Source organism: Alteromonas sp. K632G, from assembly GCF_017653625.1.
Lineage (GTDB): Bacteria > Pseudomonadota > Gammaproteobacteria > Enterobacterales > Alteromonadaceae > Alteromonas > Alteromonas naphthalenivorans.
Genome location: NZ_JAGGDM010000003.1, coordinates 172908 through 194307 on the forward strand (window position 1 = coordinate 172908; position 21400 = coordinate 194307).

17 protein-coding genes are annotated in these 21400 nt (G+C 43.0%); 7 read left to right on the forward strand and 10 right to left on the reverse strand.

Features of this window, described 5'->3' with window-relative positions:
- Window positions 1-39: 39 nt before the first annotated feature.
- Window positions 40-1629 carry an alkyl hydroperoxide reductase subunit F gene (gene ahpF, locus J5X92_RS04935; protein ID WP_208804850.1) on the reverse strand — a complete coding sequence of 530 codons (1590 nt, stop codon included), beginning with the start codon at window positions 1627-1629 and terminating at the stop codon, window positions 40-42.
- Window positions 1630-1777: 148 nt separating this feature from the next.
- Window positions 1778-2341 (reverse strand): alkyl hydroperoxide reductase subunit C, encoded by a 564-nt coding sequence (gene ahpC, locus J5X92_RS04940; protein WP_013783827.1) that lies wholly within the window; start codon window positions 2339-2341, stop codon window positions 1778-1780.
- A gap of 341 nt (window positions 2342-2682) precedes the next feature.
- Between ahpC and J5X92_RS20955 the strand changes: the two genes are divergently transcribed.
- From J5X92_RS20955 to J5X92_RS04950, 3 genes are all read left to right on the forward strand, one after another.
- Window positions 2683-3303, forward strand: coding sequence for a DUF2252 family protein (locus J5X92_RS20955; RefSeq protein ID WP_244360240.1), 621 nt, complete (start codon window positions 2683-2685; stop codon window positions 3301-3303).
- Window positions 3255-3998, forward strand: coding sequence for a DUF2252 family protein (locus tag J5X92_RS20960; protein ID WP_244360243.1), 744 nt, complete (start codon window positions 3255-3257; stop codon window positions 3996-3998). The genes J5X92_RS20955 and J5X92_RS20960 overlap by 49 nt, the downstream gene beginning before the upstream one ends.
- Before the next feature lie 284 nt (window positions 3999-4282).
- Window positions 4283-6850, forward strand: a complete 2568-nt coding sequence (locus J5X92_RS04950) for an ExeM/NucH family extracellular endonuclease (protein WP_208804852.1) — start codon at window positions 4283-4285, stop codon at window positions 6848-6850.
- 176 nt (window positions 6851-7026) lie between these two features.
- Here the strand turns inward: J5X92_RS04950 and J5X92_RS04955 are convergent, their stop codons facing one another.
- Both J5X92_RS04955 and J5X92_RS04960 read right to left on the reverse strand, forming a co-directional pair.
- Complete coding sequence (locus J5X92_RS04955; RefSeq protein ID WP_208804854.1) at window positions 7027-8715, reverse strand: response regulator; 1689 nt, start codon at window positions 8713-8715, stop codon at window positions 7027-7029.
- Between the two features lie 200 nt (window positions 8716-8915).
- Window positions 8916-9587 (reverse strand): 2OG-Fe(II) oxygenase, encoded by a 672-nt coding sequence (locus J5X92_RS04960; protein WP_062087284.1) that lies wholly within the window; start codon window positions 9585-9587, stop codon window positions 8916-8918.
- Window positions 9588-9840: 253 nt separating this feature from the next.
- Between J5X92_RS04960 and J5X92_RS04965 the strand changes: the two genes are divergently transcribed.
- From J5X92_RS04965 to J5X92_RS04980, 4 genes are all read left to right on the forward strand, one after another.
- Window positions 9841-11397: a bifunctional GNAT family N-acetyltransferase/carbon-nitrogen hydrolase family protein gene (locus tag J5X92_RS04965; RefSeq protein ID WP_057791465.1), complete on the forward strand. Its 1557-nt coding sequence runs from the start codon at window positions 9841-9843 to the stop codon at window positions 11395-11397.
- A gap of 136 nt (window positions 11398-11533) precedes the next feature.
- Window positions 11534-12358: a hypothetical protein gene (locus J5X92_RS04970; protein ID WP_208804856.1), complete on the forward strand. Its 825-nt coding sequence runs from the start codon at window positions 11534-11536 to the stop codon at window positions 12356-12358.
- A gap of 190 nt (window positions 12359-12548) precedes the next feature.
- Complete coding sequence (locus J5X92_RS04975) at window positions 12549-13364, forward strand: alpha/beta hydrolase (protein ID WP_208804857.1); 816 nt, start codon at window positions 12549-12551, stop codon at window positions 13362-13364.
- Window positions 13361-14275 (forward strand): GGDEF domain-containing protein, encoded by a 915-nt coding sequence (locus J5X92_RS04980; protein ID WP_348272382.1) that lies wholly within the window; start codon window positions 13361-13363, stop codon window positions 14273-14275. The genes J5X92_RS04975 and J5X92_RS04980 overlap by 4 nt, the downstream gene beginning before the upstream one ends.
- A gap of 78 nt (window positions 14276-14353) precedes the next feature.
- Here the strand turns inward: J5X92_RS04980 and J5X92_RS21385 are convergent, their stop codons facing one another.
- From J5X92_RS21385 to infB, 6 genes are all read right to left on the reverse strand, one after another.
- On the reverse strand, window positions 14354-15487 hold the full coding sequence (locus J5X92_RS21385; protein ID WP_126872776.1) for a M48 family metallopeptidase: 1134 nt from the start codon (window positions 15485-15487) through the stop codon (window positions 14354-14356).
- Between the two features lie 4 nt (window positions 15488-15491).
- Window positions 15492-16712, reverse strand: coding sequence for a YjgN family protein (locus J5X92_RS04990; RefSeq protein WP_126872775.1), 1221 nt, complete (start codon window positions 16710-16712; stop codon window positions 15492-15494).
- Between the two features lie 139 nt (window positions 16713-16851).
- Window positions 16852-17121 (reverse strand): 30S ribosomal protein S15, encoded by a 270-nt coding sequence (gene rpsO, locus J5X92_RS04995; protein WP_013783816.1) that lies wholly within the window; start codon window positions 17119-17121, stop codon window positions 16852-16854.
- Window positions 17122-17224: 103 nt separating this feature from the next.
- Window positions 17225-18199: a tRNA pseudouridine(55) synthase TruB gene (gene truB, locus J5X92_RS05000; protein ID WP_057791453.1), complete on the reverse strand. Its 975-nt coding sequence runs from the start codon at window positions 18197-18199 to the stop codon at window positions 17225-17227.
- On the reverse strand, window positions 18200-18601 hold the full coding sequence (gene rbfA / locus J5X92_RS05005; protein WP_013783814.1) for a 30S ribosome-binding factor RbfA: 402 nt from the start codon (window positions 18599-18601) through the stop codon (window positions 18200-18202). It lies immediately after the preceding gene.
- Window positions 18602-18783: 182 nt separating this feature from the next.
- A complete protein-coding gene (gene infB / locus J5X92_RS05010; RefSeq protein WP_126872774.1) occupies window positions 18784-21390 on the reverse strand; it encodes a translation initiation factor IF-2 in 2607 nt (868 codons plus the stop codon).
- Window positions 21391-21400 lie beyond the last annotated feature (10 nt).

Consider the following 21400-nt stretch of genomic DNA (forward strand, 5'->3'; position numbering starts at 1 on the left):
GTCGGCCTTATGTATTGCGCTAATTATTAGAAATAATAATTAGGCAGCTTGTGTTTCTTCGTCCATCTCTATGACTTCGTGGCTTAGCAAGTATTCAAATGCTGCTAATGACGCTTTTGCACCCTCGCCCATTGAAATAACGATTTGCTTGTAAGGTACTGTTGTAACATCACCGGCTGCAAATATACCTGGTGCAGACGTGTTGCACTTAGTATCGATAACGATTTCACCGTACTTACTCATGTCAACCACGCCTTCCATGAATTGACTGTTTGGTACTAGGCCAATCTGTACGAACACACCCGAAAGCGGGAGAGTATGGAGTTCTGTAGTATTGCGATCTTGATACTCGATAGCATTAACTTTTCCATTCTCAGCAGTGATTTGATGCGTCGCTGCGTTTCTGATAATCGTGATATTTTCACGTTTTTCAGCTTGGTCAATCAGTACTTGGTCAGCTTTAAGTTCTGGCATGAATTCAAATACCGTTACCGATTTAACAATACCCGCTAAATCAAGTGCCGCTTCAATACCCGAGTTGCCACCTCCAATAACTGCAACGTCTTTACCTTTAAAGAAAGGACCATCGCAGTGTGGGCAGTACGCCACGCCATTACCTACGTTTTCTTTCTCACCTGGCACACCAAGTTCTCTCCAACGTGCGCCTGTTGCAACAACAATTGAACGAGTACGAATTTGCTCACCAGAAGAAAGCGTAATAGTTTTAATATTACCTTGTTCTACAGAATCAACACGAACGTGCTCTTTAAGCGTAATATCGTAATCGTTCATGTGTTCCATTAAGTTACCTACTAGCTCAGGGCCGGTAGTTTTAGATACCGAGATAAGGTTCTCAATACCCATTGTATCTTTCACTTGACCACCGAAACGATCGGCAACCACAGTCACTTTTAAACCTTTACGTGCGCTGTATATCGCTGATGCCACGCCCGCTGGACCACCACCAATTACGGTAACGTCTTGTAGCGGTAACGACTCACCCTTGTTCGCCTCTTTTAGCGAAGGGTCACGTTCGATAAGTTTATCGATAAGAACCGATGCATCGACCTTACCATTAGCGAATAGCTCACCATTTAGGTAAACGCTTGGAACGCCCTGAATATCACGTTCTGCTACTACGTTTTGATACAATCCACCGTCAATCATTTCAGACGTAATGTTTGGATTAAGTAGTGCAAATTGGTTAAGCGCTTGAACGACTTCTGGGCAGTTATGGCAGCTTAAGCTGATAAATACTTCAAAGTTAAGTTCTTCTTTAACGCCTTTAACAATCGCTTTTACGCTGTCATCAATTTTAAGCTCGGTACCTGATGCGTGAAGCATACCTAAGATAAGCGAGTTAAATTCGTGACCGCCAGGAATACCAGAAAAGCGAATGCCTGTATCTTCACCATCAGCCTCTAGTAAAAAGCTGATTGAGCTGCGTAAAACACCGTTAGTGTCGCGCTCTTCAAGGCTTAGTTTGTCACTTACACCAGCAATGTCGGACAGAAACGACACAAGCTCTTCACGCTTGCTGTGTTCACCGGTCTGTACGACGAAGGTTACGTTTTTCTGCATTGACTCAGCATAGCCTTTCAACGCTTGTAAAATTTCTTTAGTTAACACGGTAGTCTGCCTTATTTTCGACACGCCGATCCCCGCCAACCATTTTTCAGGCTAACAATATAAGCAGGAATTGGAAATTAATTAGATAGGGAGTGGAGACCCACTCCCATACTTACTTATAAATTACTTATAAGCGCTAAGCGGTTGCTTAGATTTTGCCTACTAGGTCAAGAGAAGGAGCTAGTGTAGCTTCGCCTTCTTTCCATTTAGCTGGGCAAACTTCACCTGGGTGAGAAGCAACGTACTGAGCAGCTTTGATTTTGCGAACTAGGTCGTCTGCATCACGGCCGATACCTTCAGAAGTGATTTCCATCGCTTGAACGATACCTTCTGGGTCAACAACAAATGTTGCACGGTCAGCAAGACCCATAGTTTCACGCATACAATCGAAGTTGCGAGTGATTTCACCAGTAGGGTCGCCAATCATTGCAAACTTGATTTTGTTGATAGTGTCAGACGAATCGTGCCACGCTTTGTGAGTGAAGTGAGTATCAGTAGATACTGAGAATACTTCTACGCCACGAGACTGAAGCTCTTCGTACTTATCAGCAATGTCGCCAAGCTCAGTTGGGCATACAAAAGTGAAATCTGCTGGATAGAAAACAAATACTGCCCACTTACCGCTGATATCTTCGCTGCTTACTTCGATGAACTCGCCGTCTTTAAATGCTTGTGCTTTGAACGGTTTGATAGCAGTGTTAATTAATGCCATGTTTACTTTCTCCATTAAGTGAATAAATTTTGTATTGTTAGTAAAGTCCTAACCAATACAAATAGTACGAAATATTACAAAGCCCAGTGCAACCAACCAGAATCGGTTTTGGTTAAACTCGACTTCGTTGAAACTGGTGATAAGAATAGCGCGGTTTTTTTAAAAAAACTAATTGGTATTTTTGAATGTTTCAATCAAATTTACCAATCAATAATATAAATTAATCGCAAAAATCCCGAACAAGCGAAATTTCTCACATTCCACCTCCCCACGCAAGCCTCGCATTCAAAAACCAATAAAGGTAATGTTAACGCCATCATTGTTACAACGGCATTGCAGTTATGGATCGCGCGAAATTTCTTAATCAAGAAATTGCTAAAATTGATGGCACCCGACCTTCTCCCCACTTAGCTAAACATTTAAAAATGGCCTTAAGCCCGTTTGTATTTTACCGCGGTAGCGCACAACTATTTTATGCAGACCTAGCAAATCGCCACTTACCAGTGCCAGAGGCATGCTTTTCGATGTCACTGACCAGTGTAATGGGTGATTGCCATACGTCTAATTTTGGTTTTCTCACTGAGGAAGGCTCACACGGCGACACCGTTATTTTTACGCCGAACGATTTTGACGATGCCTGTGTTGGCTATGCACATTGGGATATTCTTCGCTATCTTACTTCACTGTCTCTGGTAGAAGCTCATTGCAAAGGTATTTCTGAAGGCCGCTTTTTGATAGACATGCCAGACCCGTTAAAACCTGCAGTAGACCCCCACCAGGTTAAACATGCTCAATCTCTTTTCATTCAAGAGTACGTGGCAACATGCCAACGCGTAACTGAAGATGCGACGGTTATCAATGAAGCAATGGAACAAGAGCCTGATGGAAAATTGAAAAATTCTATCGCAAAGCATTGGAACGTTCGTCTTGCGGTGAAAAGTTCGAATCTAAAAGTGCGCTAGCTAAAGCGGTTCATTTAACGCAGGATGGCCTAAAATTTAAACACATCACCGATAAATACACGCCGCTGAGCCCAGCAGAACATCAGCAGGTGTTAACGGCATTCGCACCCTATATGGATGATGACATTGTTGATATCACCAGCAGGGAAAATGCCGGAACCGGTTCGGTAAATATGCGCCGTTTCTATTTCTTAGTTGGCCCCAAAAAACCGCATAACGCTGAAAGTTTTCGTTATTGCCATATTGTTGAGGTAAAACAACAGCGAAAAGCCGCGCCCTTATTCTACTTCGATAATGTGTGTCCGGTGAATCGATTGAACCCTGCTCATTTAACCGCACGGAGCCAACGACGAATGCAGCGCCGTCCAGATTTATTGCTAGATGAAGTTATTTGGGACAATGCACACTGGTTAATTCGCTCACGCCACCACGCCAAAGTAGGATTAGATCCCCATGATATTGGTATGGGAAATAAAGCGCGAAATGGAGACTTTGGTTATTTCGCTAAACTGTGCGGCTACACCCTTGCGTTAGCCCATTGTCGTGGTGACAGGCGAAGTACACGGTTTGCGAAAAGCGCCGTAAAAGCGTTAAACCACCATACAAATAGTGCGCTAATCAGTAGTGCTAATCATTATGCAAAGCAAGTTATTGATGATCATACTTGGTTTTGCGATACGCTAAAAAATACTTAATACAGGCGTTTATTGTCTAGTAACAACGCGAGCGCATTCAAAACTTTTTAGTCGTTGTAGGGTTATTTATAGATGCCGAAATGCCTTTTATGACGAGCCAATGTCATAAATAACTTTATTTGAATAGATTAAATGCCTGATTATTAAGACTTTATTAAAAATAAACTTGAATAACGTTAAGTCATTCCTGCGTTGACATTATAGTTATAGGCTAGGTCTAGCAATAACAAAGAGGGTCTGCTTTGACAGACCTAATAATAAAAGACCTAAGAGGGAAACAACCAGTGAAAACTTCATTGTCACTCATAACAGCAGGTATTCTTACTGCATTTTCGGCCAATGCCAGCGACTTAGTTATCAGCGGTGTTGTTGATGCGTCACTTACCGGTGGCCTTCCTAAAGCTGTTGAGCTTTACGTTGTAAATGATATTGCCGACTTATCAGTATACGGGCTTGGCTCAGCCAACAATGGCGGCGGCACTGATGGCGTAGAATTTACTTTCCCAGCAGATAGCGCCTCAGCGGGTAGCTATATTTATGTAGCATCTGAAATTGATGGTTTTACTGAATTTTTCGGTTATGCACCAGACTACGATACTACGGCCATGGGTATTAATGGCGATGATGCGGTAGAGCTTTTCGAAAACGAAGTCGTTGTTGATACTTTCGGTGACATTAATGTTGATGGTAACGGCACAGCATGGGAATACCTAGACGGTTGGGCTTACCGAAAAGATGGTTCAGTCGCTAATGGCGGGACTTTCTCGTCTGACAACTGGACTTACAGTGGCGTTGACGCATTAGATGATACCGCGACCAATGCGGGTGCAACAACTCCCTTCCCTGAAGGTACTTTTAGTACTGAAGGCGGCGGTGATGATGAAGTTCCACCAGAAGAGCCCGTTATTGAGCTAGGCGTTTGTGCTGATGCAGCAACCCTTATTAGTACCATTCAAGGGAGCGGCGATGCTTCAGAAGAAGTTGGTAACAGCCATATTGTTGAAGCCATAGTCACTGGCATGGGTGCGGGCGGTTTCTTCTTACAAGAAGAAACAGCGGATAGCGATGGTGATGATGCCACTTCTGAAGGTATTTTCGTTAACGGTAGCACTACTATTGCGGTAGGTAACGTGGCTCGCCTATACGGTGAAGTAGTTGAAAACTACGGCATGACTACGCTAAACCAAGACAGTGATGTTACTGCACTTGATTGTGGTGCAAGCGATGACGTTCTGATGACGACTATCGATATGCCTTTCGATTATTCTCTTGAACCATTTGAAGGTATGTTAGCTTCTGTTGTTGACGCTACGGTAACTAGCACAAACGATTTGTGGCGTTACGGCGAAATTCAAGTAAGTGACAGCGTTAAACGCCAGCCTAGCGACGTAGCAGCACCACTTTCAGACGCATACGTTGAAGCAGTTGCAGCCTCAGAAGCCAGCTTACTTAAAATCGAAGATAACAGCAGTGCTAGTTACCCAGACAGCATTAACTACTTCCCTACCTTTAGCTACGCAAATGCTATTCGTATTGGTGATACTGTGTCTGCAAGCGGTCCGCTAAACTACAGCTTCGGTGCGTTTAGAATTAACCCTACCGAAGTGATTACAGTAACTTCTACTCGCGAAGCGAACCCAGTGGTAACTGAAGGTAACTTATCAATTGCTACCTTCAACGTTCTGAACTACTTCAATGGCGAAGTAGATGCAAACGGCGATGTAACCTTCGATTTCGATGCAAACCGTGGCGCTGAAGACGAAACTGAATTCGCTTTACAAGAAGCACGTATCGTTGAAGCCATTGTAGGCTTAAACGCTGATGTGGTTGGCTTAATGGAAATTGAAAACGACGGTTTTGGCGATGACAGCGCTATCGTTAGCCTAGTCGCTGCTGTTAATGCAGAACTTGCCGATACCGAACAGTACTCATTCATCAGCACTGCTGATAGCACAGCAATTGGTACTGATGCAATTACTGTTGGTTTGTTATACCGCGCAACTATTGTAACGCCTGAAGGTGATGCACAAGTAGTAGACATGCCAATGCAGCAAATTGATGAAGACAGCGTTGCACAAATGCGCCCTTCTTTAATTCAATCGTTTGCCCACATTGAAAGCGGTAAAACCTTTGCTGTTGCCGTTAACCACTTTAAATCGAAAGGTTCAGAGTGTGGTGAAGATCTTGCTGAAGCAGTCAGTGAAACGGATACCATCCAAGGTAGCTGTAATGCACTTCGTGTATCTGCTGCTATTACACTAGGTGAAGCATTAAGCGATGAAAGCTTACCTGAGCGTATTTTAGTATTAGGTGACTTGAACTCGTACAGTGCTGAAGATCCGGTTGCAGTACTTACCGACTACACCGCTGAAACCCAAGGTTACACGGTAATGACCGCAGCAAATACAGGTATGGACGATGGTGCCTCTGTAGAAGTAACGGCTAATTATGGTTACGTAAATCTTGCAGAAGAGTTTGATGCTGAAGGTTACTCTTACTGGTTCTACGGTACAGAGCAAGTGGGCAGCTTAGACCATGTGCTAGCAAGTGAAACCATGCTTGCTGATGCGGTAGACGGTGCGCATTGGAGCATTAACTCTCCTGAAGTTTACCAATTCCAGTACGACCAAGCGCTTTCTTACTACCCTGATGAAGACGGCTATGCATTTACTGATGTAGGTCCATTCCGCAGCTCAGATCACGACCCGTTCATTGCAACCTTCAACTTAGAAGCAGAATTACCTGATGAAGCTGATCCTATTGAAGATGACAACGATTCAGGCGGCTCTATGGGTTTCATCTTAGCATTAATGGCTGGTGTTCTAACCTTTCGCCGCCGTTCAGCTAAGTAAATTCATCAAACGTAACCGCCACAAATAAACGCTGGCGGTTTATAAATAAAAAAAGGGGATGGTTTTATAAACCATCCCCTTTTTATATGTACTTTGTATCTGCTTTGTATCCGTGTAATGCCCTATTGGCGCATGGTTTAGTTTACGCAGGCAGATTCACTGTCCGCTTTACTCATTTAAGGTGTAGGGTGACCAAGAACGCCTAAGGCTTCTTTGTCCTGTGGTGCTTCTACCTCAAGCCCCAACTTATCAATATACTGATCGCGCTTTTCCGCTTGTGAAGGTGATAACTTTTCGTTGGTTAACATACGTGCTGCCAGTGTGACCACTTCCAACTGCTCATCATTTAATGGCTGAGTACTGTGCAGTTGAAGCAACACCTTCATTAAACTCAATGCAATTTGTTTGTCTTTAGGCGAAATAGTAAGTGCTTGTCGCAAGTTATTGTAAGCAGGCTGCAACCGGTTCTCTTTATAGTGCACCGTAGCCATGTTCTTCAATTCTTTAGTCGTGAACTGTATCTCTGTGCGTTCAATAGACTCTTGCTTGAGATATTCATCGACGACTTGCGAAGAAAAGGTATCACCCTCAATTTGCGTTTTAAGCTTTTCTAAAATACTGATGCACTGCTCACGCATGCCTAGCTCATGAAAAGCTTTCATTTTGTCTAGGTTATCTTCCATCGATTGCCCAGTGGTATGCACTGAACTGGCGTTCATGATTTCCTCAGCCGACTTCTTTTGATTTCGAAGGCACAACATACGCGCTTTAATAACATCAATTTGGTCGCCAAGTTGGATTTGAACCCCTTTTTGCTGACTGATCTCTTCCAAGTCATTTTGCGCACGTTGTATGTATCTATCACCTTCCCCAGCGCCAAGGCTAGTGGCTAAATCGATGGTAGAACGAATTACATTTAAAGAAAGCTCAGGTGAATCATGAATAGAATTTTTGGCAAACTTCGCCATATTTTGAACCGCAGACAACTGACCTACTTTGTCGTGGTTGAGCCTGGCCAAATCCCACAATCGCTTATTACGTTCAATATTACGAGGTGCTAACTTACTCGCTTGTTTCATTTGTTCGTAAGCCAACTCGAACTGCTCTTTTTCAATAAAGTACTGTGCTAGCAAGTCGTAGGTTAAAAATCGAGTGTCTGGGCGTAGTAATAAGTCTTCAACCAAGAGTTGAGCTTCTTCTAGCTCATCCTGACGCAATAACGAACGGGCTAAGCCAATATGCACCCACGCATGATCCATGGTTTGCAGTAGTTCTCGGTAGTAATTTTCAGACGTTTCATAGTCACGCAGTTGCAGCAAACATTCGCCAATTAGGCGCCTAATTCTGGGGTGATAGTCGGATAATGACATGTCTTTTAATTGGCGCTCTGCATAGTACATCGCAGTAGAATAGTCGCCAACCTTCATACAATGCAGCATTTTATGAAGCTTATAGCGTATCTGGAGTAAGTAATTTAAACGAGACTCGATACTGCTTGGCTTCAACGGTTTCACCCAGAAATCGTCAGGCTGCAACTCAACAATACAATTAACCAATTCTGGTGATGTTTCGGCACTTAGAAAGATAACCGTAGTGGTGTCATTGATATGATTTAAGTGCTTTAGCTCTTCGAATAAATGAAAGCCGTCTTTGTCGTGACTCACATTGAATGCAAGCAGCACGAAATCAAAACGCTTTTCTTCACACAAACGAATAGCGTGAAAGGCATTAAATGCACTCACAACATGTTTGATACCAATAGCATGCAACGCAGAGGCTACTACATCGTGCACTAAACCCTGGTTGTCGATAACCAGAACGCGCAAATCCTCTTTTGAGGTGGGAGCAGGAATTTTTTCCAACATTCAACCAATCACTTTTTTTTCTTGTCCCTAAGACTTATCGTAGTTACCACATCTGTTAAATGGAGGGTTTAACTATCTACGATATTATAAGCCAATAACCTACTGTTGGGGTTTAACAGTAACTGCATTACTTGGGAATTATACTTTTGACTTATAGTTTCGATACTAGCATTAGAAGCAAGGGTTTAGCCATAGGTGAATTACTTTGGTGGATCAATATTTTCATTAATACTGGTATTTAACCTAAACCACCCCGCAACTGAATGCCGCTCACGTTTTGCGGTGAGTACCTCGTGCGGAAATACCTCACTAAGAAAAATGGCGATAGTGCCTTTTTCAGGTAACACTCTCACCCCAATGTCATCTTGTTCACTAGCATATAATACTAACTCGCCACCCTCTGTAGCTTGCCAATCATCATTTAAATAGGTCACCACCGATAGCATTCTATTACTTTGACCTTTGAAAGCATCGAGATGACGTTTGTAAAAATTACCGGGGGCGTAACAGGCAAAGTGGCTCTCGAACGAAAATAACCCCATGAATAAATGGCGATTAATATAGAGCCTTAACGCTTCACACCATTCTAGCCACAACTGCCCTTCTGAAGAGGTGCCGTCTATCCAACATATCTCATCGCTTCTTACTTTTTCGTGGTGTTGAAATTGTTGAGCCCGACCAATCCCCGCGCGCCGATATGCTTGCTTGGACAATGTATCTTGGCAGGCGACCAATGCATCTATAACAAACTCTGGCACGCCTAACGGCCTAATACTAAAGCCCTTTTCTTGTAAATCGCTGACAATATTACTGAAATAATTTTCATCAAAAACATAAAGGGGTGAAGGTAAATCTAACGAGAAACGTTCCATGATTAATTTTGACTTTATACGGCGTTAGCACGAGTAATTGGATGCGGATTTATACGCTTAAGTTACTCACACAGCAAGCTTTAAATGCACAATTAACGAACAATAAATAAAAGCCTAACCTCTTGATTATAACGCATTGGTTTTAATAGGAATAAAACTTGCTTTAAAACCTAGATGACACAAGTATTAATACCGTTAGCCCCACGGAAATAATTATGCTCAAATATGGAAAACAACCACTGGTGGTAAAGGCATGAGTCAGGATCAAACAGTCATTGAAGAAACCGAACATCATTTAGCGCTGCGTAATTTGCGCCTAGATGACTATAACGACGTTAAAGCGTTAATGGATAACGTGTATGCAAACGTTGGAGGAGCTTGGCCTTACAATAACTTTAAGGCACAAGTCACCACGTTCCCCGAAGGTCAAATATGTATTGAAGACAAAGGAAAGGTGGTGGCGTTCGCTATCTCAGTCATTGTGGATTACGACCAATTCGGCGATAAACACAGCTACGATGAAATTACTGGCGATGCTTATCTTACTACTCACGATCCAAATGGAGACGTATTGTATGGTGTTGAAGTCATCGTTTGCCCCGACTATCGAGGGCTAAGACTAGGCCGTCGTTTGTACGAGGCGCGCAAAGAGTTATGTAGAAACCTGAACTTGAAGTCAATAATGGCTGGCGGGCGCATTCCTACTTATAAAAATTATGCGAAAGAACTGTCTCCCTATGAATACATTGAACAAGTAAAATCTAAAGACATTTACGATCCTATTCTCACTTTTCAGCTATCAAATGGTTTTGAAGTAAAACAGGTCCTCAGTGCCTATTTGCCTGAGGATGAAGCCTCGAAAGGCTATGCCACGCTACTGCAATGGCACAACATCTATTATGAGCCTAATAATCCATCGCTTATAACTGGTCGCAAGTCGAGCGCCCGTATCGGATGTATTCAATGGCAAATGCGTTACTTCAACAATGTGGAAGAACTCCTTCAGCAAGTTGAATATTTCGTAGACGCGTTATCGGATTATTCCTGCGATGTGGCATTGTTTCCTGAATTTTTTAACGCACCTTTAATGGGGCTGAGCCCGTCTGATACTTCAATTGATGCTATATGGCACTTAGCCACCTATACCGATGAAATTCTGACTTCCATTTCGCACCTTGCTGTGTCGTACAATATCACTATTATTGCGGGCTCTATGCCTGTGGTAGAAGAAGATGAGCTATACAACGTTAGCTATATTTGTAAGCGCGATGGCACCATAGAAAGTCAGTACAAACTACACCTTACCCCACACGAAAAGAAAGATTGGATAATGAAAGGCGGTAATAGCCTTAAAGTGTTCGATACAGATTTCGGGAAAATCGGGGTACTGATATGTTACGACGTAGAATTTCCTGAACTTGCACGGTTGCTGTCTGAGCAAGAAATGCAGATTCTATTTGTTCCTTTTTGGACAGATACCAAGAACGGCTATCTACGGGTTAGACGTTGTGCCCAAGCCCGCGCCATTGAAAATGAATGTTATGTGGCTATAGCAGGCAGTGTGGGTAATTTACCCAAAGTAGACAATGTTGATATTCAATACGGTCAAACTGCGGTGTTTTCACCTAGCGACTTTGCATTCCCCCACGATGCTATTGTGTCAGAAACCACACCAAATACGGAAATGACGCTGATCGTAGACCTAGATTTAGATAAACTGACTAAACTTCAAAATGAAGGTTCTGTTAGGAATTATCTAGATCGTCGTCGCGATTTGTATCGTGTAGAATGGTTTGACAGCGATACGTAATCGCCATTGGTATTTATAATTAATTCAATATAATATCGATGTTATTATGCGCTAACAATGATATTTCGGTTACTGCGCCTACATCTAGGTAGGCAGCAGCTAACCCAATGCTTTAACAAGAGAAAATAGAGAACTTATGGCAAATAATTCGAATAATGATGATTTTCCAACTATTCGTTTAGATGATGAAGATCGTCGCGATTATCAAAAAAAGCGTCAGCCTACGCCAACTAAAGCGCCTTCGAATTCCTCATCGCCTACCAGCCCCTCTCCTAAAACCCCAGAAAAAAGCAGTGGTGGCGGTAATGGTCTCTGGGTATTCCTTATCGCACTTATTGCGCTTGGTGCCTGTGGCGGATGTTATTACTTGTACACATTGGTAGAACAACAAAAAGTAGTCGCTTCTCAAGCTGAAAAACGCATTCTTGAATTAGAGAAAAAGCTTTCTGCTACTGGTGAAGAAATGGGTGAGTCGACTGTTGCATTGCAGGTTAAAGTAAATGAACTGGCCAGTAAGACCAATGATTTGTGGGAACAGATGGACAAACTTTGGGCTTCAGCGTGGCGCCGCAATCAAAAAGAAATTGCTGACTTGGGTGATAGAGTGGGTAATGTTCAAACTGCGCTTCAGGGCAACATTAAGAAGGTTGCCGATGATGTGACTAGCCAGCAGAGCCAAGTTGGCTCAGTGAAAAATCAGCTGGCTTCTTTGGCTGATGAAATTCTAGCCTTGAATGTTCAACTAGAACAAGTCTCTGGCGATAAACGCAGCAGCGAACAACAAGTACGCAACTTGTCTGACAAATTATCGGTGTTAGAGCAGCGTAACAGTTCCTTTTCTGGGCGCATTACCAGCCTTGAAAATGAGTTAAGAGAGATAGCCACCAAAGTAGTTTCACGAAGTACAACGAGTTCTACAAACTCTGCGCCTTCATCTACAGCGAGCGTATCTGAAGGCTAATTAATCTTAGCCTCAAATTTGAATGTATTTTGAAAGGAGCCTATCAGCTCCTTTTTTTTGCGCTGACGTTATTCACCTTAAGTAGCATATATTCTGTTTCTCTTCGATGCTATAAACATTATATAAGTGGGCAGCATTGTGTTGCTATTTTCAGGCTATTTTTTTGCTCAAGTTAGAACAGGCTACTACTATGATTTTTCAATCCAGTGCTAATCATATTATCGACAACAATAACGTAAACGTTATTGGATCAGGCACAAAAACACTTATGCTTGCACATGGATTTGGTTGTGACCAAAACATGTGGAAGTACCTTACCCCCTATCTTGAGCAAAAATACAAAATCGTGCTGTTTGACTATTTGGGTTGTGGAAAATCTAATGTTAGTGCTTTTGATAAATCTCGGTATGAAGAATTAGAAGGATATGCACAAGATGTTATCGATATTTGTGAAGCGCTTGAGTTAACCGAGGTCACGTTTATTGGGCATTCAGTGAGCGGCATTATTGGCTACCTCGCTTCAGTTATCGCCCCGCAACATTTCTCAAATTTTGTATTAATATGCCCTTCTCCTTGTTTTCTGAATTTACCGCCAGACTACTTTGGTGGTTTCGAAAAAGAAGACTTGGAAGAGCTTATTAACCTAATGGACAAAAACTACATTGGATGGGCGAGTTACCTTGCGCCATTAGTGATGGGGGGAGAGAACGACCCCACTTTAGTAAAAGAATTGGAAAGCAGCTTTTGTTCTACCGACCCTAAATATGCGAAACCTTTTGCTAAGGCTACTTTCTTTTCTGATTATAGGAATGTCCTTCCGACAATTTCTTTTCCCTCACTTATTTTGCAAAGTCGCAGCGACTCATTAGCATCAGTAGAGGTTGGGAAATATATGCATGAGAAAACGCCGTTGTCATCACTTGAAGTTATTGATGCTCACGGTCATTGTTTACATATGACGAACCCCCACATCATTGCAGAAAAAATAGAGCTGTTTATATCTTGAACAAGGCGCTGCTCGATCTCTTTCCTAGTTTACTTTTAGTATCGAATTTACGCTCAGGACGCATCGATTATTGTAATAAAGATGCGCTGGAGTTCATCGGCTCTTCTCGCGAAGAGGTGGTAGGTAATAATGTTTCCAATATAATTTCGCGGGCAAGTTTAATTTTTTTTGAAAGCTATGTTAGGCCATCTGTGCTCGCAACGGGTAGATTTTCAGAACTTCAAATGACATTGGTCACTGCGCAGCAAGAACGGTTACCTGTATTGTCAAATGTTGCACTGCATGGCGAACAACTGTACTGGTCTATGCATTCAGCAAAAAGCCGCGACAAGCTCTATCAAGAGTTGATAGAGGTAAGAGACAGTTTGGAATTAAAAACTGACGAACTGACACTACTTTCCCGTCTCGATCCGCTTACTAATTTACTTAATCGCCGTGCTGCCTCTGCAGATATTCGTAAGCTTCTCGATCAGGTGAATCGAAAATTTGTTCCCGTATCTTTCTTGCTTATTGATATTGATTTCTTTAAAAACATTAACGATAAACACGGACACGATGTAGGTGACGAGGTTATTGGTTTGTTATCTAAAACGTTAAAAGCGGCCACCCGAAAAACCGATGTTGTAGCCCGTTGGGGCGGCGAAGAATTTCTGATAGTGTTATATAATTCAACCCAAGACAATGCCCGCTTATATTGTAAATATTTACATGAAAGGATTGCCGAAATGCGCTATTCACGCGCAGATAGAATTACGGTAAGTATTGGCGTGACGCAAATACCCATGTCTCAACATGACACTGTCTTGCAGGTTGAAACGCTAATTAAAGAAGCCGATGACGCACTTTACCAGGCAAAAGATGACGGCCGAAATCGCACTATCTTCCACACAGACAAACACGCCAAAATCTAGGCACTAACACTAGGCATTCTACTAGGTATAAACACTAAGTATTCCACCCGGTATTACCACTAGAACGACTAATACCAATCAATCATGATATGCTGCGCTTTCAGCATTCTCTATACGTGCTTTGGTTGAGGGATGAGATTGAAACCAGCTATTTTCAGCGCCCTGCTGGTCAGTTTCGTTCGATAGTTTACGCATTACGTCCGCAAAGTCAGCGGTATCTCGGTGCATTAATTTTAATTTCGAAATAGCAAAGTTGTCAGCTTGCCATTCATGCTTTTGTGAGTATTGGTTTTGTACAACACTAGAACCTATTCCCATAAAAGCTTCAATTGCTCCGCTTAAATCGCCGAAAAAGTAACTTATCGCCAGGGTGGCAAATAAAGACTCGGCCACCATTTGCATGGAATGGTTTTGCGCCACATGGCCAATTTCGTGTAACAATATGGCGTCAAGTAATGCTTGGTCACCATCTACCAGTGCAACCAAATCATCGGTAAACACGATGGTACCGTCGGGTAGCGCAAAGGCATTGGGGCCAATGAGCTCGGAATTTCTGAAATGTACCCGAATATCATTCTCAGTACCGGGTTCGCTAACTTGCTCTACAACGGCGTTGAACCCCATCATTAACTGCTCACGTTGCCAATCGGGTAGCGTGCTAGGCTCCAGCATAGAATAATCTAATGCACTCAACGTATGCTGTGAAGCTACGGTTTTAATGGAATATGGTATTTGGTCAGCAAATTTAACGGCCGCCCATGGCATACCCTGTACAAAAATAACGTAGAGTAAAAGTGGTACTAATAAAACACTCGCGATTAACCAAGGCTTTTTCGTTTCCATTTGAGAGATACGACTACCTGCCCCACCATCTAACCACTGATTTAACAGTGGTGATGGAGTACAAACCAGTAAGCGAGCATTAGGTAAGATGATTTCTCGAGGCAAGTTGCCCAGTTTCGACTTCGCATTAACTTCAGATTGCTGAAACCTTAGCGGCTCAGTGCTTTCACTTCTGCCAACGCCGGCACTTTCACCATTTTCAGCAATATCGCTCGCGTCTATTTCTAGACGGCTTGTTGTCACACATTGCTCATCCTTAACACGCTTGTCACCATTTAATAAACGAATGATCAATGTATTGTTTTCAATATTCGCGATAACTGATGTTACCGCTGAATCTTTTGATTGATATAACTGCCCGTGTATCACTAGGCTAGCCTAATGCGACATCAACATCGAACAACGTAGCCGCTTCTTCAGCTGTAGCGCCCACAGAACCGGTGTTAACGGATGTAACGCTATCAATACCTGATAACACAGTGACCTCAGTTGCATTAGCAAAGAAATGAGCACTGCGAATTTTCGCCCATGGGATAGCGAACCCTAAGGAAAGAACAATAGCAATAACGTTAGTGGTTCTAAGCCATACCAAAGGCATTACACCCACATTAGAATTAAACTGCGCCACGTTTGGTATTTCACTATTTTCATAAATATGATTGCGAATAAGGGCGGTATAAAAGCTAGATGAAATGGCAAAAGCAATAAGGTACATGCCGAGCAGAGCGAGCATCACTAAAGGTGCGCCGTTTTCTAATGTTTCAATAAGGCTACTAAAGCCAAAACCCATTACACTAGCACCAACGATAAACACTGCCACGACTATACCCACAGCGCCAAGTGACGCAAGATAATAAGATCCCGTGCTCAATTTCGTAGTAAATCTGATGTCACCGAAAGCAGATTCGTCAACTAGGTATTCGTCTATCTTCTTAAGCGCCCATGGCAACATTAAGTACAAGGTAAACATGCTAACGATAGGCAATACTACGAAAACCACAAACGCGCCACCAAAGCCACCATTGAATTTAAATCGAACATTTCGATAGCCCGTCATACGCATACTGAAACGTTGACCTAGCACTATCATAAAGGGCGTGAGTAGCATTAAAGCCAACACCATGACTGCGCCTGCAATAGGACTTACTGCACTTAAAATGAAATAACTAGCAAATAAACACACCGCAATAATACGGCCTTTTAAAATTTGTAATGGATTCGCTAGATAGGAAAACCGATGACCATCAATATCAGTATTTCCATAAAAATATCGATTGGTTCTTACTTTTGCCCACGCAGAATAGATACCCAGTGTCACAATACTAAGCAATAGGTTCACAATCCAAATAGAAAAGAATTCTGACGCTTTACCATGAAAGGAAACCTTTCCCTTTCTTAAAACTCGTGCGGTAGCTACTGGGGAGGTAGCTATTGTGGACGAAGCTTCTGTGGATGAAGCTTCTGGTAATTCAAACTTCACAATTCGCTCTTCTAACTCTTGCGCCCGTTCTGGGTGCTCAATTTCATCAATTGTGGCGCGAGCTTGCTTCAATTCTTCCAATGAATACGTTGAGTAATCAATATTTGATGACATACATCCCTCTTATTATTAATCATTTCCATATGCTTAAAGCATTACCAATGCTAAACATACGCAACATTTACTATGGAGGCAATGTTTTACAGGCATAAAAAAAGCACCCTAGGGTGCTTTTTTCATTAAAAACTTAAGCTTATCGACGTAGGCCAAGACGCTTAATTAGGTCAAGATAACGCTCAGCGTTCTTGCCTTTAAGGTAGTCTAGAAGCTTACGACGCTGGCTAACCATACGTAGAAGACCGCGACGTGAGTGGTGGTCTTTCTTATGATCAGCAAAATGGCCTTGAAGCTTGTTGATGTTGTGAGTTAACAACGCAACTTGAACTTCAGGTGAACCAGTATCACCTTCTTTTACGCCATAATCAGCAATGATTGTTGCAGTTTCGTCTTTAGTTAGTGACATAACATTCTCCTAAATTATGTCCGGCCGATCACTAATTCAGCCAGACGGAATGAAGCGCGTATTATAATGACAGCGCGCGAGTTAGCAAGGGAAAGTGTAAACTTTATTGGTTGTACACAACCCGTCTTTTTGGATTCACAAAAATATCGCCATTAGACCCCACTTGGTCTTTTGGATCTTGAACGCCTTCACCTACGCCTAAAAACAAACCTTGTTCGTTTTCACCAAAATAAACTCGGTAAGGCTGGCCGACAACTAATGCTTCGCTACAAGTGCCTTTAACACTTTGACCATTATCGAAACGCTGTTTTTCAGCATCGTTAATGCAGACCAAAGGCAGTCTACTGACCGCGGTGTCCATAGGTATCATAAAAGCATCAAGTGCAGCAAAGTCGCCCTCATCTAATGCTTCTTGAGTAGCAATTAGCGTATCAAGAGATACCATTTTATCCGTTGGGTAATCGGCTACTTCAGTACGGTGCAATCGTGTGACGTAAGCGCCGCACTCAAGGATTTGACCAATATCGTCTACTAACGACCGAATATAAGTGCCTTTACTGCATTTAACGCGCATATCCACTTCTGGCAACGCAATTCGCGTGACTTCAAGTTCAAATATTTCGATGTCTCTGGCTTCACGCTCAACTGTTATCCCCTGACGAGCATAGTGATAAAGAGGCTTACCTTGGTGTTTTAGCGCCGAAAACATGGAAGGCACTTGTTTGCTCTTCCCTAAGAATTGCAAACACGTGTTTCGAACCGTTTCTTCATCCACCGTCACCGGCTTTTCTTCAACGACTTCACCATCTGCGTCAGAGGTAGTAGTACGAATACCTAAGGTTGCGGTCACTTCATAGGTTTTCTCTGCGTCTAATAGGAACTGAGAAAACTTCGTAGCTTCGCCTAAGCATAAAGGCAGCATACCGCTGGCTAAAGGGTCTAGCGCGCCCGTATGACCACCTTTTGAAGCTTTGAACAACCAACGTACCTTTTGAAGAAGTTGGTTTGAAGAACCGCCTAATGGCTTATCTAGCAATACTATGCCGTTAATATCACGGCCTTTACGACGCCTTGCCATTTATTCCTTCTCTTCTGACTCGTCGGTATCTCGCTTCGCGTCGTCTGCCGCAACGGTTTGCGATACCAAGTTAGAAATGCGCATACCTTCAATAATTGATTTATCTTCAAAGAAGTGAAGGTGTGGCACAGAGCGCATGCGTAAGCGCTTAGCCAAAATACTACGAATAAACGGCTGAAACTCGGCCAGCTGTTTTATTTGTCTTTTGCCTTCTTCTTCTGTGCTGTTATAGATAGTCACATAAATTTTAGCGTGGGCTAAATCTCGTGTTACATCTACATCAGACACAGTAATAAGCGGCATATCGCCTACACGGTGTTTGTATTCATTTTGCAGAATGCTAGCCACTTCTTTATGAACTTGCTGCGACACTCTGTCGGTACGTGAAAATTCACGAGCCATAACTTTCTCCTGTCTTTAAATCAGCGATTGTTGCCAGTCACTCAGGCTCTTAGAAGCTAAGCCGCTTTAAGGTATAACCTTTTAAAGCTTAGTCTATAAACAACCTAGTCTCATTTTGAAAAGTGACAGACAAAAACGGGGGCTTGTGCCCCCGCTTTATTTATACTGATTTAGTTAGGCAATTAGATTTCGCGTTTAACTTCAACGATTTCGAAGACTTCGATTTGGTCTCCAACTTTTACGTCGTTGTAGTTCTTAACGCCGATACCACATTCCATACCGTTACGTACATCTTGTACGTCATCTTTGAAGCGACGAAGAGATTCTAGTTCACCTTCATAGATTACTACGTTTTCACGAAGTACACGGATTGGATTGCTACGCTTAACCACACCTTCTGTAACCATACAACCAGCGATAGCACCAAGTTTAGGCGATTTAAATACATCACGCACTTCAGCCAGACCAATAATTTCTTGTCTGAACTCTGGCGCAAGCATGCCGCTCATTGCTGCTTTCACTTCGTCAATTAGGCTATAGATAACGCTGTAGTAGCGTAAATCAATTTCTTCAGCTTCTAGTACGCGACGTGCAGTTGCATCGGCACGAACGTTAAAGCCAAGTACGATAGCGCCAGAAGCTGCTGCCAATGTCGCATCAGTTTCAGTGATTCCACCTACGCCGCTACCCACAATGTTCACTTTAACTTCTGCCGTTGATAGTTTAATCAACGATTCAGCAATTGCTTCAACAGAACCTTGTACGTCAGCTTTAAGTACGATGTTAAGTTCGCTAACGTCACCTGCTTCCATGTTCGCAAACATGTTTTCAAGCTTGGCTTTTTGCTGACGAGCTAGTTTAAGCTCACGCTTCTTCTGATGACGTTTAGCCGCTACTTCACGGGCTTTACGCTCATCTTTAACTACCGCAGCATCTTCACCAGCTACTGGAACACCAGATAAACCTAGTACTTCAACAGGGGTAGAAGGACCAGCTAGCTTGAGCTCTTGACCATGCTCATCGCGCATTGCACGAACACGTCCGTACTCTTCGCCACATAGCAGGATATCACCAGCTTTCAGCTCACCTTCTTGGATAAGTACTGAAGCTACTGGACCACGACCTTTATCAAGACGTGATTCAATAACGATACCGCGACCAGGACCTTTAGCTACTGCTTGTAGGTCAAGTAATTCAGCTTGAAGGTTAATGGCTTCTAAAAGACCATCAACACCCATACCGGTTTTAGCAGAAACGTTACAGAACTGGTGCTCACCGCCCCACTCTTCTGAAATAACTTCAAGTTGAGAAAGCTCAGTTTTAACACGATCTGGATCGGCTGACTCTTTATCCATCTTGTTCACGGCAATGATTAACGGTACACCAGCTGCTCGAGCATGTTGAACCGCTTCTTTCGTTTGTGGCATCACGCCATCATCTGCCGCAACAACCAAGATAACGATATCGGTAGCTGTTGCTCCACGAGCACGCATTGCAGTAAACGCGGCGTGTCCAGGCGTATCTAAGAAGGTGATTTCGCCATTATCAGTTTGTACTTTGTAAGCACCGATATGCTGTGTAATACCACCCGCTTCACCGTCAGCCACTTTCGCGCGACGAATGTAATCAAGTAGTGACGTTTTACCGTGGTCAACGTGACCCATGATGGTAACTACAGGTGCACGTGAAGTTTTATCACCGCCTGTGCCATCATCAGCTAACAATTCTTCTTCAAGCGCGTTGTCGTTAACCAGTTCAAATTTGTGACCCATTTCTTCAACAACAAGTACTGCTGTGTCTTGGTCAAGAACTTGGTTAATTGTTGCCATCTCACCCATTTTCATCATGGTTTTGATAACTTCGTTCGACTTAATCGCTAACTTGCTAGCAAGTTCGCCAACAGTGATAGTTTCACCAAGCTTAACGATACGCTCTACAGGTTGAGCTGGCTTGTTGAAGCCTTGCTTCAAGTGCTCACCTGCATTTCGCTTAGACTTTCTGCGACGACGTGAAGAACGCTCAACTTGCGCGTCTTGCTCGTCTTCTGCTTCTTGCGCATAGCGATTTGAATGTAAATGCACTTCTTCAGCTTCCGCTTTCTTACGAGCTTCAGCTTCTTCTTTCCAACGACGCTCGTTTTCTTCTGCTAATTTACGCGCTTCATCAGCGGCTTTCTTAGCATCTTCTTCAAGCTTCTTCTGTGCTTCTTCTTCCTGAGCCTTACGAAGACGTTCTTCTTCAAGACGAGCAGCTTCTTGAGCCGCTTTTTCTTCAGCAGACATTTCAGGCTCATCTTTCTTACGTGCTTCAGCCTCTTTCTTCGCTTGTTCAGCACGACGAGCACGTTCTTCTTCAGCAGCCTTTCTTGACTCTTCCGCTTTACGTGCTTTTTCTTCAGCAGCTTGTTTTGCTTCAGCAGCAGCTTTTTCTTCTGCTTCACGTTTCAAACGTGCTTCTTCGGCTAACTTCGCTTCTTCTTCAGCTATGCGTTGTTGCTCTTCAGCATCAGTACGCTTAACGTAAGTACGCTTTTTACGTACTTCTACTTTAACTTCTTTAGACTTGCCTACGCTAATAGTACTGGTTGTCTTGCGTTTAAGTGTCATGCGCTGTGGCTCGGACGCGCTACCGTGTTGCTTACTTAAATGATCCAACAGTTTCTTTTTCTCTTCTTCAGTAACCTGAGCGCCGGCATTCTTTGTAATACCCGCGTCTTTAAACTGGCCAACCAATCGGTCAACGGTCGTACCAATGTCGCTGGCGAGCTTTTCAATAGATACATCTGCCATTACGTATTAT